At 70.2% G+C, this 19,317-nt stretch carries 25 protein-coding genes; 10 read left to right on the forward strand and 15 right to left on the reverse strand.

Annotation, left to right across the window (positions count from 1 at the left end; all coding sequences use genetic code 11):
• Window positions 1–61: 61 nt before the first annotated feature.
• The gene (locus ACFPLC_RS41015) at window positions 62–1,285 is read right to left on the reverse strand and encodes a hypothetical protein (protein WP_378203373.1); all 1,224 of its coding nucleotides are present in this window, start codon (window positions 1,283–1,285) and stop codon (window positions 62–64) included.
• Between the two features lie 149 nt (window positions 1,286–1,434).
• On the opposite strand from ACFPLC_RS41015, the gene ACFPLC_RS41020 reads away from it, so the two are divergent.
• Window positions 1,435–1,581 carry a hypothetical protein gene (locus ACFPLC_RS41020; protein ID WP_378236115.1) on the forward strand — a complete coding sequence of 49 codons (147 nt, stop codon included), beginning with the start codon at window positions 1,435–1,437 and terminating at the stop codon, window positions 1,579–1,581.
• A 41-nt stretch (window positions 1,582–1,622) separates the two neighbouring features.
• Here ACFPLC_RS41020 and ACFPLC_RS41025 read toward each other — a convergent pair whose 3' ends face one another.
• Window positions 1,623–2,042: a hypothetical protein gene (locus tag ACFPLC_RS41025; protein ID WP_378203375.1), complete on the reverse strand. Its 420-nt coding sequence runs from the start codon at window positions 2,040–2,042 to the stop codon at window positions 1,623–1,625.
• Window positions 2,043–2,077: 35 nt separating this feature from the next.
• Window positions 2,078–2,602 (reverse strand): DUF2231 domain-containing protein, encoded by a 525-nt coding sequence (locus ACFPLC_RS41030; protein ID WP_191308188.1) that lies wholly within the window; start codon window positions 2,600–2,602, stop codon window positions 2,078–2,080.
• 118 nt (window positions 2,603–2,720) lie between these two features.
• Here ACFPLC_RS41030 and ACFPLC_RS41035 point away from each other — a divergent pair, with 118 nt between their 5' ends.
• Complete coding sequence (locus ACFPLC_RS41035) at window positions 2,721–3,452, forward strand: helix-turn-helix transcriptional regulator (RefSeq protein WP_378203378.1); 732 nt, start codon at window positions 2,721–2,723, stop codon at window positions 3,450–3,452.
• 178 nt (window positions 3,453–3,630) lie between these two features.
• Entirely contained in the window at window positions 3,631–3,882 is a 252-nt protein-coding gene (locus ACFPLC_RS41040) for a hypothetical protein (protein WP_378203382.1), read from the forward strand.
• On the opposite strand, the gene ACFPLC_RS41045 is transcribed toward ACFPLC_RS41040, so the two are convergent.
• The 6 genes from ACFPLC_RS41045 to ACFPLC_RS41070 all read right to left on the reverse strand — a co-directional run bounded on the left by ACFPLC_RS41045 (window position 3,869) and on the right by ACFPLC_RS41070 (window position 8,907).
• Window positions 3,869–4,270 carry a DUF7134 domain-containing protein gene (locus ACFPLC_RS41045; RefSeq protein ID WP_378203384.1) on the reverse strand — a complete coding sequence of 134 codons (402 nt, stop codon included), beginning with the start codon at window positions 4,268–4,270 and terminating at the stop codon, window positions 3,869–3,871. The two genes, ACFPLC_RS41040 and ACFPLC_RS41045, sit on opposite strands and share 14 nt — an antisense overlap.
• A gap of 347 nt (window positions 4,271–4,617) precedes the next feature.
• Entirely contained in the window at window positions 4,618–5,517 is a 900-nt protein-coding gene (locus tag ACFPLC_RS41050) for an alpha/beta fold hydrolase (RefSeq protein WP_378203387.1), read from the reverse strand.
• A gap of 34 nt (window positions 5,518–5,551) precedes the next feature.
• The gene (locus tag ACFPLC_RS41055) at window positions 5,552–6,790 is read right to left on the reverse strand and encodes a beta-ketoacyl-[acyl-carrier-protein] synthase family protein (RefSeq protein WP_378203390.1); all 1,239 of its coding nucleotides are present in this window, start codon (window positions 6,788–6,790) and stop codon (window positions 5,552–5,554) included.
• Window positions 6,787–7,020: a phosphopantetheine-binding protein gene (locus tag ACFPLC_RS41060; protein ID WP_378203393.1), complete on the reverse strand. Its 234-nt coding sequence runs from the start codon at window positions 7,018–7,020 to the stop codon at window positions 6,787–6,789. The genes ACFPLC_RS41055 and ACFPLC_RS41060 overlap by 4 nt, the downstream gene beginning before the upstream one ends.
• A gap of 203 nt (window positions 7,021–7,223) precedes the next feature.
• Window positions 7,224–7,553: a hypothetical protein gene (locus ACFPLC_RS41065; protein WP_378203396.1), complete on the reverse strand. Its 330-nt coding sequence runs from the start codon at window positions 7,551–7,553 to the stop codon at window positions 7,224–7,226.
• A gap of 304 nt (window positions 7,554–7,857) precedes the next feature.
• On the reverse strand, window positions 7,858–8,907 hold the full coding sequence (locus tag ACFPLC_RS41070) for an FUSC family protein (RefSeq protein WP_378203399.1): 1,050 nt from the start codon (window positions 8,905–8,907) through the stop codon (window positions 7,858–7,860).
• Between the two features lie 183 nt (window positions 8,908–9,090).
• On the opposite strand from ACFPLC_RS41070, the gene ACFPLC_RS41075 reads away from it, so the two are divergent.
• Window positions 9,091–9,255 (forward strand): DUF5313 family protein, encoded by a 165-nt coding sequence (locus ACFPLC_RS41075; RefSeq protein ID WP_378203401.1) that lies wholly within the window; start codon window positions 9,091–9,093, stop codon window positions 9,253–9,255.
• A 210-nt stretch (window positions 9,256–9,465) separates the two neighbouring features.
• On the opposite strand, the gene ACFPLC_RS41080 is transcribed toward ACFPLC_RS41075, so the two are convergent.
• The gene (locus ACFPLC_RS41080) at window positions 9,466–10,602 is read right to left on the reverse strand and encodes a glutathione-independent formaldehyde dehydrogenase (protein WP_378203403.1); all 1,137 of its coding nucleotides are present in this window, start codon (window positions 10,600–10,602) and stop codon (window positions 9,466–9,468) included.
• 153 nt (window positions 10,603–10,755) lie between these two features.
• Here ACFPLC_RS41080 and ACFPLC_RS41085 point away from each other — a divergent pair, with 153 nt between their 5' ends.
• Entirely contained in the window at window positions 10,756–12,129 is a 1,374-nt protein-coding gene (locus ACFPLC_RS41085; RefSeq protein WP_378203405.1) for an NAD-dependent succinate-semialdehyde dehydrogenase, read from the forward strand.
• Window positions 12,092–12,439 (forward strand): hypothetical protein, encoded by a 348-nt coding sequence (locus ACFPLC_RS41090; RefSeq protein ID WP_378236116.1) that lies wholly within the window; start codon window positions 12,092–12,094, stop codon window positions 12,437–12,439. The genes ACFPLC_RS41085 and ACFPLC_RS41090 overlap by 38 nt, the downstream gene beginning before the upstream one ends.
• Window positions 12,440–12,570: 131 nt before the next feature.
• Here the strand turns inward: ACFPLC_RS41090 and ACFPLC_RS41095 are convergent, their stop codons facing one another.
• The 3 genes from ACFPLC_RS41095 to ACFPLC_RS41105 all read right to left on the reverse strand — a co-directional run bounded on the left by ACFPLC_RS41095 (window position 12,571) and on the right by ACFPLC_RS41105 (window position 14,886).
• Complete coding sequence (locus tag ACFPLC_RS41095) at window positions 12,571–13,545, reverse strand: amidohydrolase family protein (protein ID WP_378203407.1); 975 nt, start codon at window positions 13,543–13,545, stop codon at window positions 12,571–12,573.
• 60 nt (window positions 13,546–13,605) lie between these two features.
• Complete coding sequence (locus ACFPLC_RS41100; RefSeq protein ID WP_378203409.1) at window positions 13,606–14,397, reverse strand: hypothetical protein; 792 nt, start codon at window positions 14,395–14,397, stop codon at window positions 13,606–13,608.
• Between the two features lie 111 nt (window positions 14,398–14,508).
• Window positions 14,509–14,886, reverse strand: coding sequence for a VOC family protein (locus tag ACFPLC_RS41105; RefSeq protein ID WP_378203412.1), 378 nt, complete (start codon window positions 14,884–14,886; stop codon window positions 14,509–14,511).
• A 63-nt stretch (window positions 14,887–14,949) separates the two neighbouring features.
• Here ACFPLC_RS41105 and ACFPLC_RS41110 point away from each other — a divergent pair, with 63 nt between their 5' ends.
• The 3 genes from ACFPLC_RS41110 (at window position 14,950) to ACFPLC_RS41120 (ending at window position 17,118) form a co-directional block, all read left to right on the forward strand.
• Window positions 14,950–15,537 carry a TetR/AcrR family transcriptional regulator gene (locus ACFPLC_RS41110; protein ID WP_378203415.1) on the forward strand — a complete coding sequence of 196 codons (588 nt, stop codon included), beginning with the start codon at window positions 14,950–14,952 and terminating at the stop codon, window positions 15,535–15,537.
• A 49-nt stretch (window positions 15,538–15,586) separates the two neighbouring features.
• On the forward strand, window positions 15,587–16,450 hold the full coding sequence (locus tag ACFPLC_RS41115) for an IS5 family transposase (protein WP_378235762.1): 864 nt from the start codon (window positions 15,587–15,589) through the stop codon (window positions 16,448–16,450).
• Between the two features lie 122 nt (window positions 16,451–16,572).
• Window positions 16,573–17,118, forward strand: a complete 546-nt coding sequence (locus ACFPLC_RS41120; protein WP_378205860.1) for an MOSC domain-containing protein — start codon at window positions 16,573–16,575, stop codon at window positions 17,116–17,118.
• Window positions 17,119–17,138: 20 nt separating this feature from the next.
• On the opposite strand, the gene ACFPLC_RS41125 is transcribed toward ACFPLC_RS41120, so the two are convergent.
• Window positions 17,139–17,861: a hypothetical protein gene (locus ACFPLC_RS41125; protein WP_378205863.1), complete on the reverse strand. Its 723-nt coding sequence runs from the start codon at window positions 17,859–17,861 to the stop codon at window positions 17,139–17,141.
• A 113-nt stretch (window positions 17,862–17,974) separates the two neighbouring features.
• Here ACFPLC_RS41125 and ACFPLC_RS41130 point away from each other — a divergent pair, with 113 nt between their 5' ends.
• Window positions 17,975–18,637: a TetR/AcrR family transcriptional regulator C-terminal domain-containing protein gene (locus tag ACFPLC_RS41130; protein ID WP_378205866.1), complete on the forward strand. Its 663-nt coding sequence runs from the start codon at window positions 17,975–17,977 to the stop codon at window positions 18,635–18,637.
• A gap of 67 nt (window positions 18,638–18,704) precedes the next feature.
• Here ACFPLC_RS41130 and ACFPLC_RS41135 read toward each other — a convergent pair whose 3' ends face one another.
• Entirely contained in the window at window positions 18,705–19,262 is a 558-nt protein-coding gene (locus tag ACFPLC_RS41135) for a PadR family transcriptional regulator (RefSeq protein WP_378205869.1), read from the reverse strand.
• Window positions 19,263–19,317: the final 55 nt, after the last annotated feature.

A 19,317-nucleotide genomic window follows, 5' to 3' on the forward strand; every position in this document is an offset into this window, starting at 1 on the left:
ATGTTTCCGGCGACACAAACCGGTGCCGCCTCCGCGTCCGAGGCGGCACCAGCCGGCCGGCTCAGGTCACCGGGTTCTCGACCAGGTAAACCTCCGGTGAAGGCGCGCCGCACGTGATCGGCAGCTCGCCCGCGTTGCCGTTGAACGTGATCGTCGCCGCCGCCGAGCCCAGGGACACCGCGACGCTGCTCGCGCCGGCGTCCGGCCGGAACGGTCCCGCCGAAAGCGTGCCTGTGGTGGGCAGCGGCAGCACGATGTCCTTGTCCCGCACCAAGGGCGTCGGCGGGATCACCACGTTCGCCGCGACGTTCTGCACCGCCGGTGTACCACCGCGCACGACCAGGTTCAGTTCCGTGACCCGGCCGGAGAAACTGCCGGAGAGTCCCTTGTCCAGCAGCTTGTTCACCGTCGCCTTCGGAATCGTCAACGCGCCGGAAGCGTCGGTGAAGGACATCGATCCCGCGCGGGACACGGTGAGCGGGATGGTGCCGCCGACCGCGATCCCGGCGTCGAGCTGCTCGCCGCCGAAGGAACACTTGTAGGGCGCGTTGATGATGCCGTTCAGGTACCCCGGCGCCACCGGCGGGAAGTTCAGCGGCGCGCCGTGGATCAGCGACGGCGGCTGCCCGGCCGCGCCGCCGACGGCGATCGTCAGCAGTGCGTTGCCCGCGGTCGACTTGCACGTGGCGTCGACCTTGAGCTGCAGTCCCCACGACGCCTTGAGCGTGACGTGCGCGACCGCCTGCTCGAACTTCAGCGTCACCGTGCCACTTTGCGGCGCGGTGTACGGGCCGACGTCGAAGGTGCCCTGCAGCGGCAGCCCCACGGTGAGCGGCTCGCCGGGCTTGATGACGATGTCCTTGATGACCTGCGGGGTTTCGGTGACGTTGATGCTCGGCGGGGTCGCGTTGGTGGCCCCGATGGACAACTCCGAGACGGTGGCGTCGGCGCGGTCGATGCCCACGGTGCCGGCGAGTCCGGTCAGCCACGCCGGGAACGTGATGGCACCCGATCCCTGTGACAGGAAGAACTGCTGGCCCGGGCCGAGACTGGTGGCGACCACACCTTGGACGTCGACGCTGGTGCCGAGGTCGAAGACCTTCACGCCACCGACGTCGGGCAACGTGATCGCGCAGCTGATGGGCAGGTCGAAGCGGCCGGTGTCGACGCCGACGGCGGGCACGTCCGCCGGCGCGAGCGCCTCGGCGGGAGTCACCACCATGGCCAGTAATGCCGCGGAAACCGCGGCGAGCACACCGATCCGCCGCAGCGGATGTCCGAACATGGCTTGCCTCCGGGAAAACGAGGAACGAGGACGGCCCATGGGACACCCGAAGGTAGCGGCGGCCACCGCGGAGATCCAGAGCGGATCGGGTTTTCCTCACCACCGAAAGGATTGCCGGGGGAAATCCGCTCACGCGGGGAATGACGCGAATGCCCGGCCCGCGGGCCCGATGGGTGGCGCTCGTCACCGACCAGGACGATCCGGCCGTCGAACCCTTTTTCCCGCAACGCTTCGCCGGCCTGCGCACCCCCCAAGCCGACTCCGGTGATCACGAACGTCGGCGGTACCACCGATGAGCTTCTCGATGGGATTTCGGTTGGTGCGCAGGCCGACGGGGTCAGCTGCCGATGCCCAGGGCCGCGAGCAGGACGAGCACGACGGTGGCGACGGCGACCAGCCCGTGCGCGGCGACCACCACGACCGGGAAGTGCTGCTCGGGCGCCGCGTCCGAGGCCGAGGCGGCCGCGGTGCGGTTGCGGTAGCCGGGGATCCACCGGGCCAGCATGGTGAAGCCCAGCAAGGCGACCGGCACCAGCAGGACGAACGCGATCCACGCGAGTGTCTTGCCGCCGGCGATCAGGTAGATGATCCACAGGACCAGCCCGGCCGCGGCGAGGGCGAAGTGCCCGAAGATCAGCCCCGGCGAGAACCGGCTGCGTCCCGGTTCGCGGGTGCCGCCCTTGGCGATCCAGGTGCCCAGCATGACGAAGCCGCCGACGGCGGTGACCAGCCAGGCGATCAGCGCGGCGATGTCCATGAGAATTCTCCTCGGTGTAGTGGGAAGGGAACGGTTCAGGAGGTGTGGCGGGTCGCGTAGCCCTCGGCCTGGGTGGTCTCGGCGGCGACGCGGACGCCGTAGTGGTAGGCCAGCTTGCCGCCGAGGTAGCCGGACGCGGCGAGGACGACGAGCGCGGCCGCGGACAGCACCAGCGGGCCGATGCCGACCGGGCCGGGTCCGTCCGAAGCCGCGCGGCGCCAGAAGAACCCGGCGACGTAGGCCGCGGTGACCACGAGGTTGAGGCTCATGTGCGTCAGCCCGGTGCGGAACGCCGGCGTGCCGGTGGGGATGGCCAGCAGGTCGAGGGTGCCGATCAGCGCCGCGGCCAGCGCGCCGACGACGCCGATCGCGATGAGCCAGACCGAGCCGCGCGCCAGGAAACCGGGGTCGTCGACGATCCGCGAGCCGATGTCGAACACCAGGCTGGAAACCCAGGCGCCGATCGGGACGGTGACCAGGATCGGGTGGAAGGGGTGCCCGTAGGGGCCGGCGAGCACGGCGCTCACCGGCTGCTTCGCCTGTTCGAGTTCGTGGGTCATGGTGAGTACTCCTTTTCGCCAGCGAAGTTTGGTCTTATTAGCGACGGCGGTCAAGTCGCGCAGGTGAGCGCTACCCGATCGGAGTTACAACCATGACTATCGGTGTTAGCCTGCTGCCATGGACCAGGAGCCGATCAGTGCGCTCGCCGCGCTGGACGATCCGCTGCGCAGCGGCATGTACACCCACATCCGGCACGCCCGGCACCCGGTCACCCGCGACGAAGCCGCCGAAGCGGTCGGCATCTCCCGCAAGCTCGCGGCCTTCCACCTCGACAAGCTCGTCGCCGCCGGACTCCTGCGCACGCGCTACGAGTTCGTCGGCGGCATCCGCAAGGTCGGGCGCGCCCCCAAGGTCTACGAGCCGTCCGACCTCGAAGTGCAGGTCAGCATCCCGCCCCGCCAGCACGACGTGCTGGCCGAGATCCTGCTGGACGCCGTCCTCGAGGAAGGCGACGGCGAAACCGCGCGCGACTCGGCCCTGCGTGCCGCCCACCGCCACGGCGAAGCGCTGGGCTCGACAGAACGGGAACAGCTCCGCCCGGGACGCCTCGGCACCGAGCGGGCGCTGACGCTCACCTCGGCCGTCGTCGAGCGCCACGGCTTCGAGCCGGACCGGGAGACCGCGACCTGCCTGCGGCTGCGCAACTGCCCGTTCCACCCGCTGGCCGCGAAGGCGCCGGACCTGGTGTGCGGCATCAACCAGGCGTTCCTCGGCGGCCTGCTTGACGGACTCCAGGCTTCCACCGTCGAAGCCGTCCTCGATCCTCGTGCCGGCGAATGCTGCGTGGAACTGAGGCCCGCGACATCCCGACACGACGACGGCCGTGGTCCGGAATCAGCGACCACCTGAGCCACGCCTCGTACCCGTGGCCGCCCAGAACGTATTTCGAGCCGCATGCCACTTGCGTGCCGTCGTGGAGCCTGCGAATGACCACGCTGGGTGCGATAGGGTGCCCTGTTCGCCGGGAGGCAAACCGCCGAAGGCGGGAAGATCATTTCGAGCAGCGTTGCCAAGGGGAGGGTCTCAGATGGCGCGGCTGGACCGGGATCGAACGCCGGCGCTGTTCACGGTGACGACCTCCGTCATCAGCGGCCTCGTCTTGGCCATTCTCACCAAAGCGCTGCAAGCAGGCCTTTCGGCAGGGGCTACAGTCGCGTGGTCCGCCCTGGTTTCCGTCGTCGTTGCGATTTCCTGCCTGGCGGGATTCACGGCAATCCGACCGAACCGAAAACGGTCGAACACCGCCTTCCTGATAACGTCAGCCTTCAACCAGAAGTAATTCCCAGCGCCGCCGCGCCCGCGTAGAGGACGGGACCGGCCACCGCGACGGCGGCCAGGCTGGTGCGCACCGTCGTCATGGCCGCGACGCTGTAGAGCGCCAGCACCGGCCCCCACAGGTGCAGGCCCGGCAGGTGACCCCGCGCGAGGTAGCCGAGGTAGGCGGCCGAGGTCAGCACCAGGACGAGCACCGGCGCCGTCCGGCGGGCGGCCAGCGGCAGGCAGACCGCGGCGGTGAGCAGGTAGGCCCAGCCGTCGAACCAGCGCCACGGCTGTTCGCGGAACCCGCCGCCGACGAGGCTCATCATGGCGAAGATCAGCACGGCGACCCCGGCGTCGACGGCCCACCGCGGGACCCGGCGCGTCACGAGCCTGCGGGCGCCTTCCACGGTCCGAGCCTAACCAGCCATCGAGCCCGGGACGTCATACCGAGGGAGTGCCCGCGCCTGCTGCCAGGGTTGACCCCCTGGATGCGGCCTTCGTGCGCGCCGCCGACCGACCGAACTCGCGCTTGATGCGCGCCAGGGCTGCCTATGCGTCATGCCACCAAGGCACGTCCGACTCACCGAAGAGCATCACGAACGTGGACACCGGGAACCGACCGTCCGGCGGGTGGAACTCCACGGTCCGACCGGCTCCGGCGATGTGGCTGCAGGGTATACGAAACGCTGACGTCCAGTGCCGTTTACCGTTTCGACAGGGTACGGCAGCCGAAGTTTCCGGATATGCGGCTGGTTTACCGCGGGCTTCCGCTGCCGCACCCGGGGCCCCTGCTCGCCCCGTCGGCCACATAGGACGCCGGCGCCACCGGCTCGTCGGTGAAGAACCGGACTGCCAGGTCCGCGACGTCGGCCGCGCGCTCCAGGACCACCCAGTGGTCGGCATCCCTGATGCTCACGAACCGGCTGCCCGCGATCGTGGCCGCGAACTCCCGCTGCCGGTCCGGGCAGGTGATCGAGTCGTGCTCACCGGTGAACACCAGCGTCGGCACGCCGGTCAGGCCGCCGTCGAAGGCCGGGCCGCTGATCAAGGACCGGCGCAGGTACTCCATCACGTTGGGCACGTTCACGGCGACGTGCAGCATCGACCGCTTGACGTAGCGGTACACCAGGGACCGCCGGGGGATGTGGCGGCCGGGGTCGAGGCACAACTGCATCCGCGCGGCCACCGTGGCGAAGGCTTCGGCGTCGCCGACGGCGAGGTGGTCGGCCGCTTCGCGCAACGACGCCTGCTGCGCGGCACTGGTGTGCGAGACCACGCCGCCGAGCACCAGCCGCGCGATCCGGTCCGGGTTGCGCTGGGCGCACCCGAAAGCGAGTTCGGCGCCGTAGGAATAGCCGAACAGGTTGATCCGCGGTACGCCGAGGTCGTCGATGATCCGGTCGATCGCCTGGCCCATGAACGTGGTGCCCGATCCCGCCGGCAGCGGGTCCGAAGTCCCCATCCCGGGCAGGTCCGCGGTCACCAGGTCCGTCAGCGGCGTGATCCGGTCCTCCATGTGGGGCCAGCCGTAACTGCCCTGGAACCCGCCGCCGAGCACGACCACCGGCTCGGTCCGCGGAGCGGGCTGCCGCAGCCGCCGGTAGCTGAACCGCGTCCCGTCGACCGCCAGCGCGCGGACAACTTCCTCGTACATGCTCTGCCTTCTGCTTCCGGCCACCGCCGGGTGATCAGCTGCTCTTCGTGAGGACCAACGCGGCGTTGTGGCCACCGAAGCCCATCGACGTCTTTACGGCGCACTCGAACGCCGCGGGCCGCGCTTCCTTGGCGACGACGTCGATCGGGATCCGGAGGTCGCGGGTCCGGAGGTTGCCGGTGGGCGGCACCAGCTGCTTCTCCAGCGCCAGGACGGTCAGCGCGGCCTCGATCCCGCCGGCCGCGCCGAGCGCGTGCCCGGTCATGGCCTTGGTGGAGGTGACCAGGGGGCCTTCGCCGAGAACCCGGTGCAGCATCCTGGCTTCGATGAGGTCGTTCATCACGGTGGAGGTTCCGTGGGCGTTGACGTGGCCGACGTCGGCCGGCGCCATGTCCGCGTCCGCCAGAGCCGTCCGCAGTGCCCGCTCGATCCCGGCGCCTTCGGGATCCGGTGCCACCGCCGCGTAGGCGTCGCTGGAGGCGCCGTAGCCCGCGATGCCGGCCCGGACCCGCGCGCCCCGCGCCGCCGCGTGCTCGGCTCGCTCCAGGACGACGAGGCCGGCGCCCTCGCCGACGACGAACCCGTCGCGGTCGGCGTCGAACGGGCGGCACGCCGTCGACGGATCGTCGCGGCGCGTCGACACCGCCCGCATCTGGCAGGCGCTGGAGATCAGCAGCCGGGAACACACCGATTCGGCGCCGCCGGCGATGGCGATGTCGCACGCCCCGGAGCGCAGCAGCTGCAGAGCGGTACCGATTGCGACCGTGCCCGAGGAACAGGCCGTGGAGACGCTCAGGCTCGGCCCCCGGGCGCCGAGGTCCATGCAGACGCTGCTGGCGGCGCTGTTCACCGTGGTCATCGGCGCCAGCTTCGGCGACACCCGGCGCGCCCCCTTTTCCGCGAGGACGGCGCTCTGCTCGTCGTAGAACGGAAGCCCGCCGTGGGCCGAGCCGATGACCACCGCGACCCGGTCGGTGTCCCACCCGGCGGTGTCGAGCCCCGCGTCCGCCACCGCTTCCCGGGCCGCGATCACCGCGAGCTGGGAAAACCGGTCCATCATCCGCATGGCCGGCACCCCCAGCCGGTCTTCCGCGTCGAGGTCGTCGATGGTGTACATGAAGTCGCAGGACAGTCCCTGCAATTCGTCGCGGTGCCGGACACCCCGCGCGGGACCGGACCGGGTCACCCCGTGCCACGCGGCGTCGGCTCCGATGCCCGCGGCGGTGACCAGCCCCAGGCCGGTCACCGCCGCGGTGAGCCCGGGCGCCGTCACGCCGCGGTCTTTTCGCCGACCACGGTGGCCAGCTGCCCCACGGTTTCGCGGGTGGTCAGCTGGACGTCTTCGAGGTCGATGCGCAGGCGTTCCTCGAGGAGCACGCGCAATTCTTCCAGGGCGAGAGAATCCATGCCGAGCTCACGCAGCGACGCCTCGGGCCGGACTTCAACCGGTTCCACGCCGAAGGTTCCGGTCAGGAGGGTGGCGATTTCTTGTTCAGCGGTCACGCTGCTCTGGACTCCCATTCACATTCGCGCGACCCACCTTGCTGCGGTCGCGACACGGCACATCGGCAGTTACCCCGCGACCGACAGTTATATCCGCCCCCGTGGCAAACGGGAGCCACTTAGCTCGATGGAGTGAATTTTCGGTCGAGGTGAAAAATGCTGGCCGAAGCCACGCCGCCGGGTGGGGTTTCGAGGCGCGTCGCTCAGTTGCCGGTGCCGGTGCCGCCGTCGGACACGCCGGTGCCCGCGCAGCTGTCCGGTGACTCGCCGTTGCCCACGCCAACGCCGTTCGCGACATCGTGGATCGGCACCTGAACGAGCAGGACGTTGATCTCGTTCTCGCAGAACCCGACCGTGCCGCCGACGTTGTGCAGCGCGTCGGTGTTTTCGAGGTTGACCAGGCTGAACTGGCTGGTCGAATCGGAGTCGTCTTCATACCCGTAACCGCCCCAGGTGTCGGCGGCGGCGACGCCACCGGTCAGGAACGCACCGGCACCGAGCGCACTGGTCACGACGAGGAACTTCTTCAGCATGCGGGGACTCCTTGAATTCGGAAAGCTTGACCGGGCGACGGTGGTCCGTCGCGCGCGAGCAGAAAATACTGGGGTATGCGTCCGGCCCACCACGTCAGAACCCATCGTGTGACACTCGCGGGCCGCCGAGCGCGGTGTCGTTAACCCGGTCGTGAACCCCGGCTCCCCCGCTTCCGATCAGACAGGGGCACGGCTACGTCCGGGAAGAGCACTTGCTCGAGGTGGCCGCCGAGCCGCGTGCCACGCGCCCGCGGGTCGCCGCTCCCGTGAGCCCTCAGTGCGGTCCGCTGCCGACAAGTGCGCATCACGTTCCGAGAGCTGCCAAGAGGTCGCGTGCGCAGGCTCGTGCCGCGTAGACCGCGGAACCGCGGTAGCCGGGACCGGTGTGCTGCGCCGGGTCGAGGAGGTCACGCGCTCGCGTGGCGGCCGCGATCGCGCGGTCCCGGCTGCCGTCGCCCGCCAGTGCGTCGCAGGCCCGGGCGAGTTCGGCGACCGCCTCGCCCAGCGGGCGCGGCAGCTCCTCTCCGGCGTCGACGGCGGCGCGGGTGACCCGGACCAGGGTGAGGACCGCGTTGGCCTGCAACGTCAAGTGCCGGCTGCGGGCGATGGCCCGGTGGACACTCGCCCGCGACTTCCAGCGGCGCGGGGCGATGAGCACCACCTGCCCCGCCGTTCCCTGGGCCTGGGCGAGCGCGGCCAGCCGCGCGTGAATCCGCTGGCCGGCCGCCAGTTCGCGGTCGACGTCGTCGCCGGCCGAGGGCGGCCCCTCGAGCCGGAGGCCGGTCAGCGCGTCGCGCAACTCGGCGAACAGGTCGCCGGTGGCTTGCCCGAGCAGCCGGTGCGGGTCGGCCGGCAGCAGCAGGACCCCGATCACCACCACGACGCCGCCGCCGATCAGCGCGTCCACCAGCCGTTCGGTGCCGGAGCCCGGCCGGTGCAGCGCGAGGATCAGGATGGCCGACGCCGCGGTCTGGTTGACGAACATCAGGCCCTGGCCGAACGGGCCGCCACCGAAGGCCAAGGCGCTGTACACCGCCAGGAGCGCGGCCAGCGCGAACGCCGCGGCGCCGGTGCCGGCCAGCGCTTCCACGCCGGTGCCCAGCACGATGCCCAACGCGACACCGGTCATCAGCTGCACCGCCCGCTGACCCCGCAGGACATCGCTCGCCGACAACGAGACGGCCGCCGCGATCGGCGCGAAGAACGGCTGGGGATGACCGAGCAGGTCATGGGCGATGAACCAGGAGGCACCGACCGCGACGGCGGTCTGCGCGACCGACCACCGGGCCCGCCGGAACCGCCCGGCGACCGCCGCGGCCGTCGCCCGCAGCCGCTCACGCCATCGCGTCGTCACCGACCTCGGTTACCCGCCCCGCGGCACGCCGAAGCCGGACACCGGCGGTCTGGTGGCTCCGGCAAGCCGGGCTCGGCGCGCTGCACTGCCCCGGCGCTCGTCCTCGTCCGGTGCGGTCGGATCGGGTTCACTTGTCCCGGGTGCCTGGGGTTTCGCCCCCACCCGCGCGGGCACCCGAATCCCATGGAGGTGCACCGGCCGGGCCCGCTGCGATGGCTCCAGTACGTCTACGGACGGCGGCTGCCGGACGAGTACCGCGGCTGGGTCCTGCACGACGCAACCGCCCGCACCTGGCTGCTGCGGTTCGCCGTCCGGATCTCGTCGAGGCGCTGCCGTGGCTGGCCGTGACCAGCGCGGACGAGCTCGCCGAAGTCCGCCTCGGCAAGCACGGCTTCCCGTACGGCACCGGCAAACGGGTCCGGGCCGAGCACGGCCGCGCCGCCACCTGGCCGTGACGGCGATCGACAGCTGCGACGCCAAGCCGAGAGCGCCGGTCCCGACGCGGTGGCGCGGGCGGCCGGGACACCGTGCCGGCCCCGGCCGCACCGGCTCGTGCTGTCACGGCCGCAGCAGGACCTTCGTCCAGCCGTCTTCGCGGTGGTCGAACCGCTCGTACCCCTCGGCCGCCTGCTCCAGCGGCAGCTCGTGCGACACCAGGAACGACGGGTTCGCCCGGCCCGTGATGATCAGGTCACGCAACCGCCGGTTGTACCGCTTGACCGGGCACTGCCCGGTCCCCATCCGCTGGCCCTTCGTGAACAACGTGCCGTAGTCGAACCCGATCCGGCCCTGCTTGGCCCCTTCGGTCGCCGCGCCCGGGTCCTGCGGGACGTAGACGCCGACGACCCCGATCCCGCCCGTCGACCGCACCGACTTCACCAGGTTGTCGAGGACCAGCTCGGGGTGTTCCCGGCCGGAGTGGTCGTGCGCCTGGTAGCCGACGGCTTCGACCCCGCAGTCCGCGCCCTGCCCGCCGGTGGCCGCCATGATCTGCTCCACCGGGTCCGCCTCGCTGAAGTCCACCGGCAGCACCCCGATCTTCTCGGCCATCGCCAGCCGGTCGCGTTCCTTGTCGACCACGTACACCTCGGCCGCGCCGCGGATCACCGCGCTGTGCGCGGCCAGCAAGCCCACCGGGCCGGCCCCGAACACGACCACCCGGTCGCCCGGGCGCATCCCGGCCAGCTCCGTGCCGTGCCAGCCGGTCGGGAAGATGTCCGACAGCATCGTGAAATCGTTCTCGTACTCCGTGCCCGCCGGCAGGTCGAGCAGGTTGAAATCGGCGTACGGAACGCGCAGGTACTCGGCCTGGCCACCGTCGTACGGCCCCATGTTCGCGTAGCCGTACGCGGCGCCGTCCATGCCCTCGGCAGGATTGACCCGCAGGCAGAACGACGTCCAGCCCTCCAGGCAGTTCCGGCACGCCCCGCAGGCGATGTTGAACGGCACCGAGACGCGGTCGCCGACCTTCACCCGCGTCACACCGGCGCCGATCTCGACGACGATGCCCATGTTCTCGTGGCCGAGGACCTTGCCCTCCTCGACCGCGGTCCGGCCCTCGTACATGTGCAGATCCGACCCGCAGATGTTCGTCGTCGTGATCTTCACGATGGCGTCCGTCGGCTGGTCGATCACCGGGTCGGGCACCTCGCGCACCTCGACTCGACGCGGGCCCTGGTACACCACTGCCTTCATCTCGACTCCCATCGGTCACCGTGTGTCCGGCGCGGCTACCCGACGCACGCCGCGGTAACCCCGTCGATCCGGTGCCGCCGGGCGAGGCGGGTTTCCCGGCTTCGACGGCGGGAACCCGGTGTGCAGCCGCACCCGAACCCGAGGAGACCTCCCGTGGCCATCGCGACCGTCAACCCGGCGACCGGAGAAACCCTGCGCACCTTCGACGAGCTCACCGACGCCGAGGTCGACCGCAAGATCGCCCGCGCGGTGACGGCCTTCCACGAGCACCGCCGGACCTCGTTCGCCGAACGGGCCGAACGGATGCGGCGGGCCGCGGACATCCTCGAGGCCGAAACCGACGAGCTGGCGCGCCTGGCGACGCTCGAAATGGGCAAGACGCTCGCCTCGGCGAAAGCCGAGGTCGCCAAGTCCGCGAAAGGCTGCCGCTGGTTCGCCGAGCACACCGAAGCCCTGCTCGCCGACGAACCCCACGACGTCGACGACGACAGCGGCGCGAACGTCTTCACCCGCTACGAACCGCTCGGGCCGGTCCTCGCGGTCATGCCGTGGAACTTCCCCTACTGGCAGGTCTTCCGGTTCGCGTGCCCGGCCCTGATGGCCGGCAACGTCGGGCTGCTCAAGCACGCGTCGAACGTCCCGCAGGTGGCCCTGGCCATCGAGGACGTCCTGCGCCGCGCCGGTTTCGCCGAAGGCGTCTTCCAGACGCTGCTCGTCGGCTCGAAGAAGATCGAAGCGATCATCGACGACGACCGCGTCCGCGCGGTCACGCTCACCGGCAGCGAGCCCGCCGGACGGCAGGTCGGCGCCCGGGCGGGCCAGAACGTCAAGCCCAGCGTTCTGGAACTGGGCGGCAGCGACGCCTTCATCGTCATGCCCTCGGCCGACCTCGACGACGCGGTCGACAACGCGGTCGCGTCACGGATGCTCAACAACGCCCAGTCGTGCATCAACGCCAAACGCTTCATCGTCCACGAAGACGTCGCCGAGGAGTTCACCCGCCGCCTCGTGTCCCAATTGGAGGGACTGCGCATCGGCGACCCGATGGCCGACGACACCGACCTCGGCCCGCTGGCCTCCCCCGACGCGGTCGAGACACTGGCCAAGCAGGTCTCGGACACCGTCGCCGCCGGCGCGCGCCTGCTCACCGGCGGCCACCCGATCGAACGACCCGGCAACTACTTCGAGCCCACCGCGCTCACCGACATCCCAGAAGGCTCCCCCGGCCACCGCGAAGAGTTCTTCGGCCCGGTCGCCCTGATCTGGACGGCGCGAGACGTCGACGACGCCATCCGCATCGCCAACGACTCGACCTTCGGCCTCGGCGGCAGCGCCTGGACCCGCGACGAGGCCGAGCAACAGCGGTTCGTCACCGAGGTCGAGACCGGGATGATCTACATCAACAAGTTCACCGCGTCGACACCGGAGGTTCCCTTCGGCGGAACCAAGAACTCCGGCTACGGCCGCGAACTCGCCGGCTTCGGGCCGCGTGCTTTCGTCAACGCCAAGACCGTGTGGATCGCCTGAACGGGCTACCGGTTTTCGCGCCCGGACGGCGGCGCCGGTCGGTCTCGGTGCCGGCCCGGGCCGCCAGGGCCACCGCGGTGCCCTACGACGGGCCGGTGGGGGCGGACATGACCTGGGCACCTACCTCCGCGGTGAAGCCGGCGGGGGCCTGCTCGTCGGCGGAGCGGAACCGGCGTGCGACCCACTGCAGTGGGTCGACGACCCGGACGCCGTCGACATCCACCCGACGGCCGAGGTCTTCGAGGCCCAGGTGACGCGGGCCGCGCGGCGACTGCCCGACCTGGCGGTGCCCCGGTCGTGGGGCAGCTGATGACGGAGCTGATCAACCAGATCGAGAACGGCGCCGCGCACCGGCTTGGAGATCGACCTGGGTGCGTTCTCCCGCAAGCGCAACCGGAACAGCGCGAACTCGGGCACGGTGATGGGCTGATGTCCGCCGAGTCAGATGTGGAGGCCGAAGAGGGTGGCGGCGTTGGCCGAAGAGAACTTGCGCCGGTCCTCTTCGGACGGGAAGTGGCCGAGGAAGGCGGTGATCTCGTCTCGGGTGGGCTGCTGGAAGGGGTAGTCGGTGGAGAAGATCAACCGGTCGGCGGTGGTCACCGTCAGGACGTGATCGAGCAGCGCGGGGTTGACCATGCCGGAGTTGGTGATGTGGAAGTTCGACCGGATGTAGTCGGTCAGCGGCCGTTGCAGGTGGGCGACACGGGAGAGGCTGTTGGCCCGGTCCAGCCAGAACAGCAGCATCTCGCCCCAGTGGCCGAGCACGACCTGCAACCGCGGGTGCCGGTCGAAGGTACCGCGCAGGATGAGGCGCAGTGCCGCGGTGGCGGTGTCCAGGTGCCATCCCCAGCCGAAGGTGGCCAGGCCGAGTTCGGTCATTTCGTCGAAACCCCGGTAGGAAGCGTCGCGCAGCGTGGACAACGGGATCTGGGGGTGGATGAAGACCGGTTGACCGAGCTCCGCGGCTGCGGCGAAGAAGTCTTCGTAGACGGGATCGTCGAGGAAGCGGTCGCCGGATCGGCCGTAGACCATGGTGCCGACGTGGCCCAGTCCGGCCGCCCGGGCCAGTTCGCCGGCGACGCGTTCGGGAGCGGCCAGGGGCAACGTCGACAGCGCGCGGAACCGGGCCGGGTTGCCGTTGACCGCAGCGGGGGCCATGTCGTTGGCGGCGCGGCTGAGCCGAACAGCCTGGTCGGGGTCCAGCGGGTGGGTTCCCGGCGGGGTCAGCGCGAGGATCGACACGTCGATGCCTTGGGCGTCCATGGCCGCGATCCGGCCGTCGCCGAGGTCTTCCAGGCGCTGCCCGTGGTCGCCCATCTCGTTGAAGAACAGGCTTTCGTCCGGATGCGGCGCGGCTTTGAGAGCGGCGGTGAGCTCCGGCATGATCCAGTGCTCTTCGATGGCGATGAGGGTCATGGGAGTCCTTGCGGGGTCGGCGGTCTTGCCCGGCAGGTGGTTGCGGGGGGGCGCGCGGGACTACGCCGGGTTCTCCGCGACGGCGAGGTAGTCCGTGTAGATCTGCGGTGAGCCGGAGAACGAGGCCAGCTGCTTCCACTCCTCGTACATCTGCTTGGTGTCGCGGTGGGCGGCCGCGAACTCCGCGGCCTCGCCGGTGGCGATGTCGGGCTCGGGGTAGAAGACGTCCAGCGCGTCCAGGCTCGCGATCTCCATCATCATCACGTACTGGTCGAGGCGGTTGCCGCGCTCGCCCTTGAGCACGTGGAACCGCCAGTCCGGGTAGTCGTCGATCCGGTGGTGGTTCTCGGCGATGAAGCGGTCGAACATCTCCTCGGTCACCCCGGCGCGCAAGGCCAGGTTGTGGATTCCGACGACCCGGGCGACGGGCTCCTCCCCCGGGCGGTCGCGGTAGCGGGGGCCGGGCGTGACCGTGCTCCGCGGATTGTCGGCCAGCAGCCGGTAGTCGGTGAACAGCGTCGGCAGCTCGGCGAACGTGCCCAGCCGCCGCCACCGCGCCAGCACCGCCTCCGCCTCCGGGTGCTCTGCCCAGAACAGCCGGGCCTGCTCGGTCTGCTCACCCCGGGCCGTGACATAGCGGTCGCGCTGCTCGGCACTGTCGATTTCGAACAACATCAGGTACTGCCCGGTCCGCTCCCCGCGCAACCCGCGCAGCAGAGTCCACCGCCACCCCGGGTACAACGGCAGGTGAACGCCCTCGGCACGCACGAAGTCCTCGAACTCCGCCGGCGTCACACCGGCCTCCGTGTCGATGGCGATGTACTGGAAGGTGAACACCGACGAGCGTCCCATGCACCCATCCTGCCCGCTCCGGCACAACGGCGCCCGCGAACCGTCCCCACAGGTCGCCGGATGTGGCGCGATGGAGATGGCGTTGCCACTGATTTCCTCTGCCGGTGCCGTTCAGTGGCCGGTGGAGTAGAGGTTGATGAGGTTGCCGTCGGAGTCGCGCAAGAGCATCGACCGGTTTCCCCATGGCTGGTCGGTGGGTTCCTGAACCCAGTCGGTGACCTGGTCGCCCAGGCGGGCGCGTTCGGCGTCGACGTCGTCGACCTCGAACTCGATGATGGCGGATCGGTTGGCGGCGGCCACGGCGGCGTTGTTGTTGAACCGCTTGACCGCCGCGCTGTCGGCCAGCGCGATGATGCCGCCTTCGGTGTGCAGTTCGGCGTAGTCGCCGGACCCGAAGGGGGTCACCGGCTCGGTGTCCGTGAGCGTGGAGTAGAAAGCGGTCAGGGCGGGCAGGTCGTCGGTGACGAGGCGGACTGAGGCGAACTTCATGGCGTTCTCCTGGCTGCTCCCGGCGAGCCGGTCGACGCTCGAGTCCAGCGGTCCAAAGCGGCGGTGCTTGCCCAGACGTACGAGCTGCTCTCGGCGGGCGGCATCGGCGGTGTCAGCATCGACGAGGTGTCACGACGCTCCGGCGTCTCCAAGACCACGATCTACCGCCACTGGCCGTCGCGGGCCGCGCTGCTGATCGAGGCGTGCTCGACGATTGGATCGGCGCCTCCGGTTCCCGACACGGGCAGCTTCGACGGGGATCTCGCCGCCTTGACCGAAGCGCTGGCCGAGCAGCTGCGGAGCGCCCGCTGGGCGGCCGTCCTGCCCTCCATCGTGGACGCCGCCGAGCGCGAGCCCGAGCTGGCCGGGCTCCACGCGGATCTGCACGCCCGGTTGATGGCCCCGTTCGGTGTGGTGACCGAACGCGCGCGAGCCCGCGGCGAGCTCGCCGCGGATCGCGGGCCGGCCGACGTCACCGCCGCCGTCGCCGGCCGCTGTTCTACCGCCGCTGGTTCTCCCGCGAGCCGCTCGACGCCGCGTTCGTCGCGCGCGTGGCCGAGGACGCCCTCGGCCGTCTCGGCGTCTGAAACCCGTTCGTCCTCAGAGCCTGTTTTTGATGCCGTCTGTGGGTATGGGTCGGGCCTCTGCTAATGATCTTGACACCACATCATGATCACGACCAGCAGAGGCCCGGTCTTCTTTGTACCCTGCCGCCGGTAAGGCCACGTCAGCGGGCTGTCGTCCGCGTCGCTACCCCTCCGACACCAGCGATGCCGAGTGGGCGCTGCTGGAGTCGCTGCTGCCCACGCCCGCGTGCGAGACCGCGGCAGGTGGCCGTCCGGAGAAACATCCCCGCCGCGCGATCGTCGACGCCTTGCGTTATGTCACCGACAACGGCATCAAATGGCGGGCGTTGCCGCCGGACTTCCCGCCGTGGCAGACGGTGCATGGGTTCTTCACCCGCTGGTCCAAGGCCGGGGTGTTCGAGCGGATCCGGGACCGGCTGCGGGAGAGGATCCGGGTGAAAGCGGGACGCAATCCCGCCCCGAGCGCGGCGGTGATCGACTCCCAGTCGGTCAAGGCCGCCGAGACCGTCGCCCGCGCCGGCCGGGGTTATGACGGCGGGAAGAAGATCGACGGCCGCAAACGCCACATCGCCACCGACACCCAAGGATTGCTGCTGGTCGTGCTGGTCACCGCGGCCAACCTGCAAGACCGCACTGCCGCCCGGTTGCTGCTGCCCGCGCTGCACGCCGCCCACCGCGGCGTGCGATGGGTGTGGGCCGACGGCGGCTACACCAGCGCCGACCTCGTCGACTGGGCCAGGAAAACCCTGCGGATGACACTCGACATCGTCAAGAAAATCGTCGGTCAGAAAACCTTCGTCATCCTGCCCCGGCGCTGGGTGGTCGAACGCACCTTTTCCTGGATCACCCAAGCCCGCCGCAACGTCCGCGACTACGAACGCCTGCCCGAGCACTCCGCAGCCTTCATCAACCTCTCCATGATCACTATCATGACCAGGCGCCTGACCCGCCAGAAACAGCGGGCCAGGACCACCTAACCAAGATCCAAGACAGGCTCTCAGAGGAGGGCTCGGCCGCCCAGCGGAATAGCGCGGTCACGCCGCACGTCTGTACACCTGCACGTCCAGGTGCGGTTCGCCCGCCCGGATCGAGGAGACCCATGCCCGACACGATCTCGACACCGGTGGAGATCGTCGCGCTCCTGGTGTCTCCGGTGCACGCCTTCGAAGGCCGCCCGGCGGACGGTCCGCGGCCCGGCCCCGAACCCGTCGAGCGCGACGAGGTGACCGTGCGCGCCGGGCTCGGGCTCGTCGGTGACCGGTACTTCAACCAGCCCGCCCACCGCCGGGCCGCCGTCACCCTCTTCGCCGCCGAATCACTCGACGTTCTCGCACGGGACCTCGGCCTCGCCGCCGTGCCGGACCCGCACCTGCCGCGACGCAACATCGTCGTGCGCGGATTTCCCGTCGACGAGCTCGCCGCCCCGCGTGGCGGGACCGGCACCGTCTTCGCCCTCGACTCCGGGACGAGCGAAGTCCGGTTCCAGGCCTACCGCCCGGCCCACCCCTGCGCCTGGATGGACGTGGTACTGGCGCCAGGCGCATTCCGCGCGCTCCGCGGACACGGCGGCGTCCGCTGCACCCCGCTCGATGACGGAGTTCTGCGAGTCGGTCCCGCGACCCTCACGGTGGTGCGCTCGCCGTAGCCTGACGCCGCTCCCACTGGTCATTGTGCGGCGGCGTATTCCGCGCTGGGAGACGTCGTGTCGTCGTCGGACTGGGCTGGTTGGGCCCGCCACAGAGAGATGCCCAAGCCGATCAGGGCGACTCCGGTCGGAACGGCCAGCGGCCGGTTGAACGACTCCGGCAGCACTGCGAGCGCGAGCGTGGCGACAGTGCCTGCGGCGAGCAGCGCCGAGGCCCACCGGGCGAGGACACGCGCCCGGAACAACGCGATGCCGAACAGGCACCCGCCCGCGAGATAACCGACGGAGCTGACCACGAAGACCGTCTGCATGGCGCCGATGCCATGGGATGCGATGCCGCCGAAGGCCACGGCGAGGACGTCTGCGACGTAGCCGGGCGCCGTGTGCGCCAGCGCGGGCAGAACGGCGGCGGCGACGATCTCGACGCTCAGCATGGACAGGTAGCCGACGGCGAACAACACGTAACCGAGGAAGCCGAGGATGCCCGCCTGCCGCACTTGGCGCAGGTACATGCCGGTGATGCCGGCGAGCGCCAGCGCGGCCATCAGCGCTTTCGCCGCGCTGCGCACGGCCCAGTCGGTGGTGGTGACCAGCGAGACGTCCATGGCCGGGTGGCCGATCTGGACCGCGATGAACAGTGCCCCCGCGATCGCGGCCGCGACTCCGGTGGCCCGCGACAGGCTCCTCGTGCTGGGTGCCATGGAGAACTGCGTTGTCTTGCCGGATCTTCGCGTCGCGCTCATGCCTTGCTCCTCCGAGAGGGATATGACTGAGGTGTACGCCGTACACCTCTACCGCGCCCAAGCTAGGCGTACGATGTACACCTGTCAAGACCGGCGCGAGAGGGAGGACCCCGATGCAGGACACCGCCACGACCGGCGGCCGGGAGCGGCTCAACCGCGCCAAGGTGCTGCGTGCCGCCGTCGAACTGGCGGATGAAGGCGGCTTCGAGGCGTTGACCATGCGCAGGCTTGCCGACCGGCTCAGCGTCGTGCCCATGGCGCTCTACAAGCACGTGGCGGACAAGCGCGAGCTCCTCGACGGCATGGTCGACCTCGTCTTCGCCGAGGTCGAGGTCCCGGTGGACGTCGAATGGCGGACCGCCATGCGCCTCCGCGCGGCGTCGATGCGGCAGGCATTGCTCCGGCACCCGTGGGCGGTCGGCCGGATGGAGACGGGTACTCCGGGACCGGCGAACCTGCACCACCACAACGCGGTGATGCGGTGCCTCCGCCGTGACGCGGGCTTTCCCTTCCGCATGGCCGTGCACGCGTACAACCTGATGGACGCCTACGTCTACGGGTTCGCCCTCCAGGAGAAAACCCTCGCCGGCGACATCCCGGCGGAAGCGGCGCGACGGCAGGAAGCCGTCGTGAACCGGCAACCGTCGGGACTCGAGGACTACCCCTACCTCGCCGAAGTGGCCACCGAACTGGCGAAAACGGGGTTCGCCTTCGCCGACGAATTCGAGTTCGGGCTCGACCTCATCCTCGACGGCCTGAGCCGGATGCCTCAGTAAGCCTCCCGCGCAGCCGCCATCGAGCCGGACCCACCGCTGTGGCCGTCAGGCCAGTGAAGCTTCGCCCCTACACCAACGAACGATCACGCAGGAGTTCGGCGGCCCGCACACACCAGTCGTGGTGTTCCTGCTCGAACCGCCGACCGCGCAGGCACGTCAGGTAGGGCCCGATCGGCGATCCGTGACGCAGGTAGGTCTCCTCGTCGAGGTCCCCGCGGTAACGCCGCAGGATCTTGTCGAGGATCTCCACCTTCGCCGTGGCTGCCGCGGCTCGCTGCTCCAATTGCGCGATCACCGGCGCCGCGTCGACGTGGTCGACGGCTTGGACCTTCACCAGCAGGTCATCGCGGATGAACGACGGCTTGCTCGCGGCGGCGGCGAAGTCCGCCAGCTCGGCCAGACCGGCGTCGGTGACCATGAACAGCCGCTTGGTGGGGCGGGTTCGCTGGACCACCTCCCGGCCGCTGATCAACCCGTCCTTCTCCAGCTTGGACAGCTCCAGGTAGAGCTGCTGCGGCCGGGCGTACCAGAAGTTGGCGACGCCCACGTCGAACGCCTTGGCCAGCTCGTAGCCGCTGTACTCGCCGGACAGCAACGCCGCCAGCACAGCATGCCGCAGACTCACCGGCGCATCTCCTCGTCGTCGACCATGAGCAAGCTCATCATAGCCCCGGTTATGA

This window comes from Amycolatopsis plumensis (assembly GCF_042652605.1).
GTDB lineage: Bacteria > Actinomycetota > Actinomycetes > Mycobacteriales > Pseudonocardiaceae > Amycolatopsis > Amycolatopsis plumensis.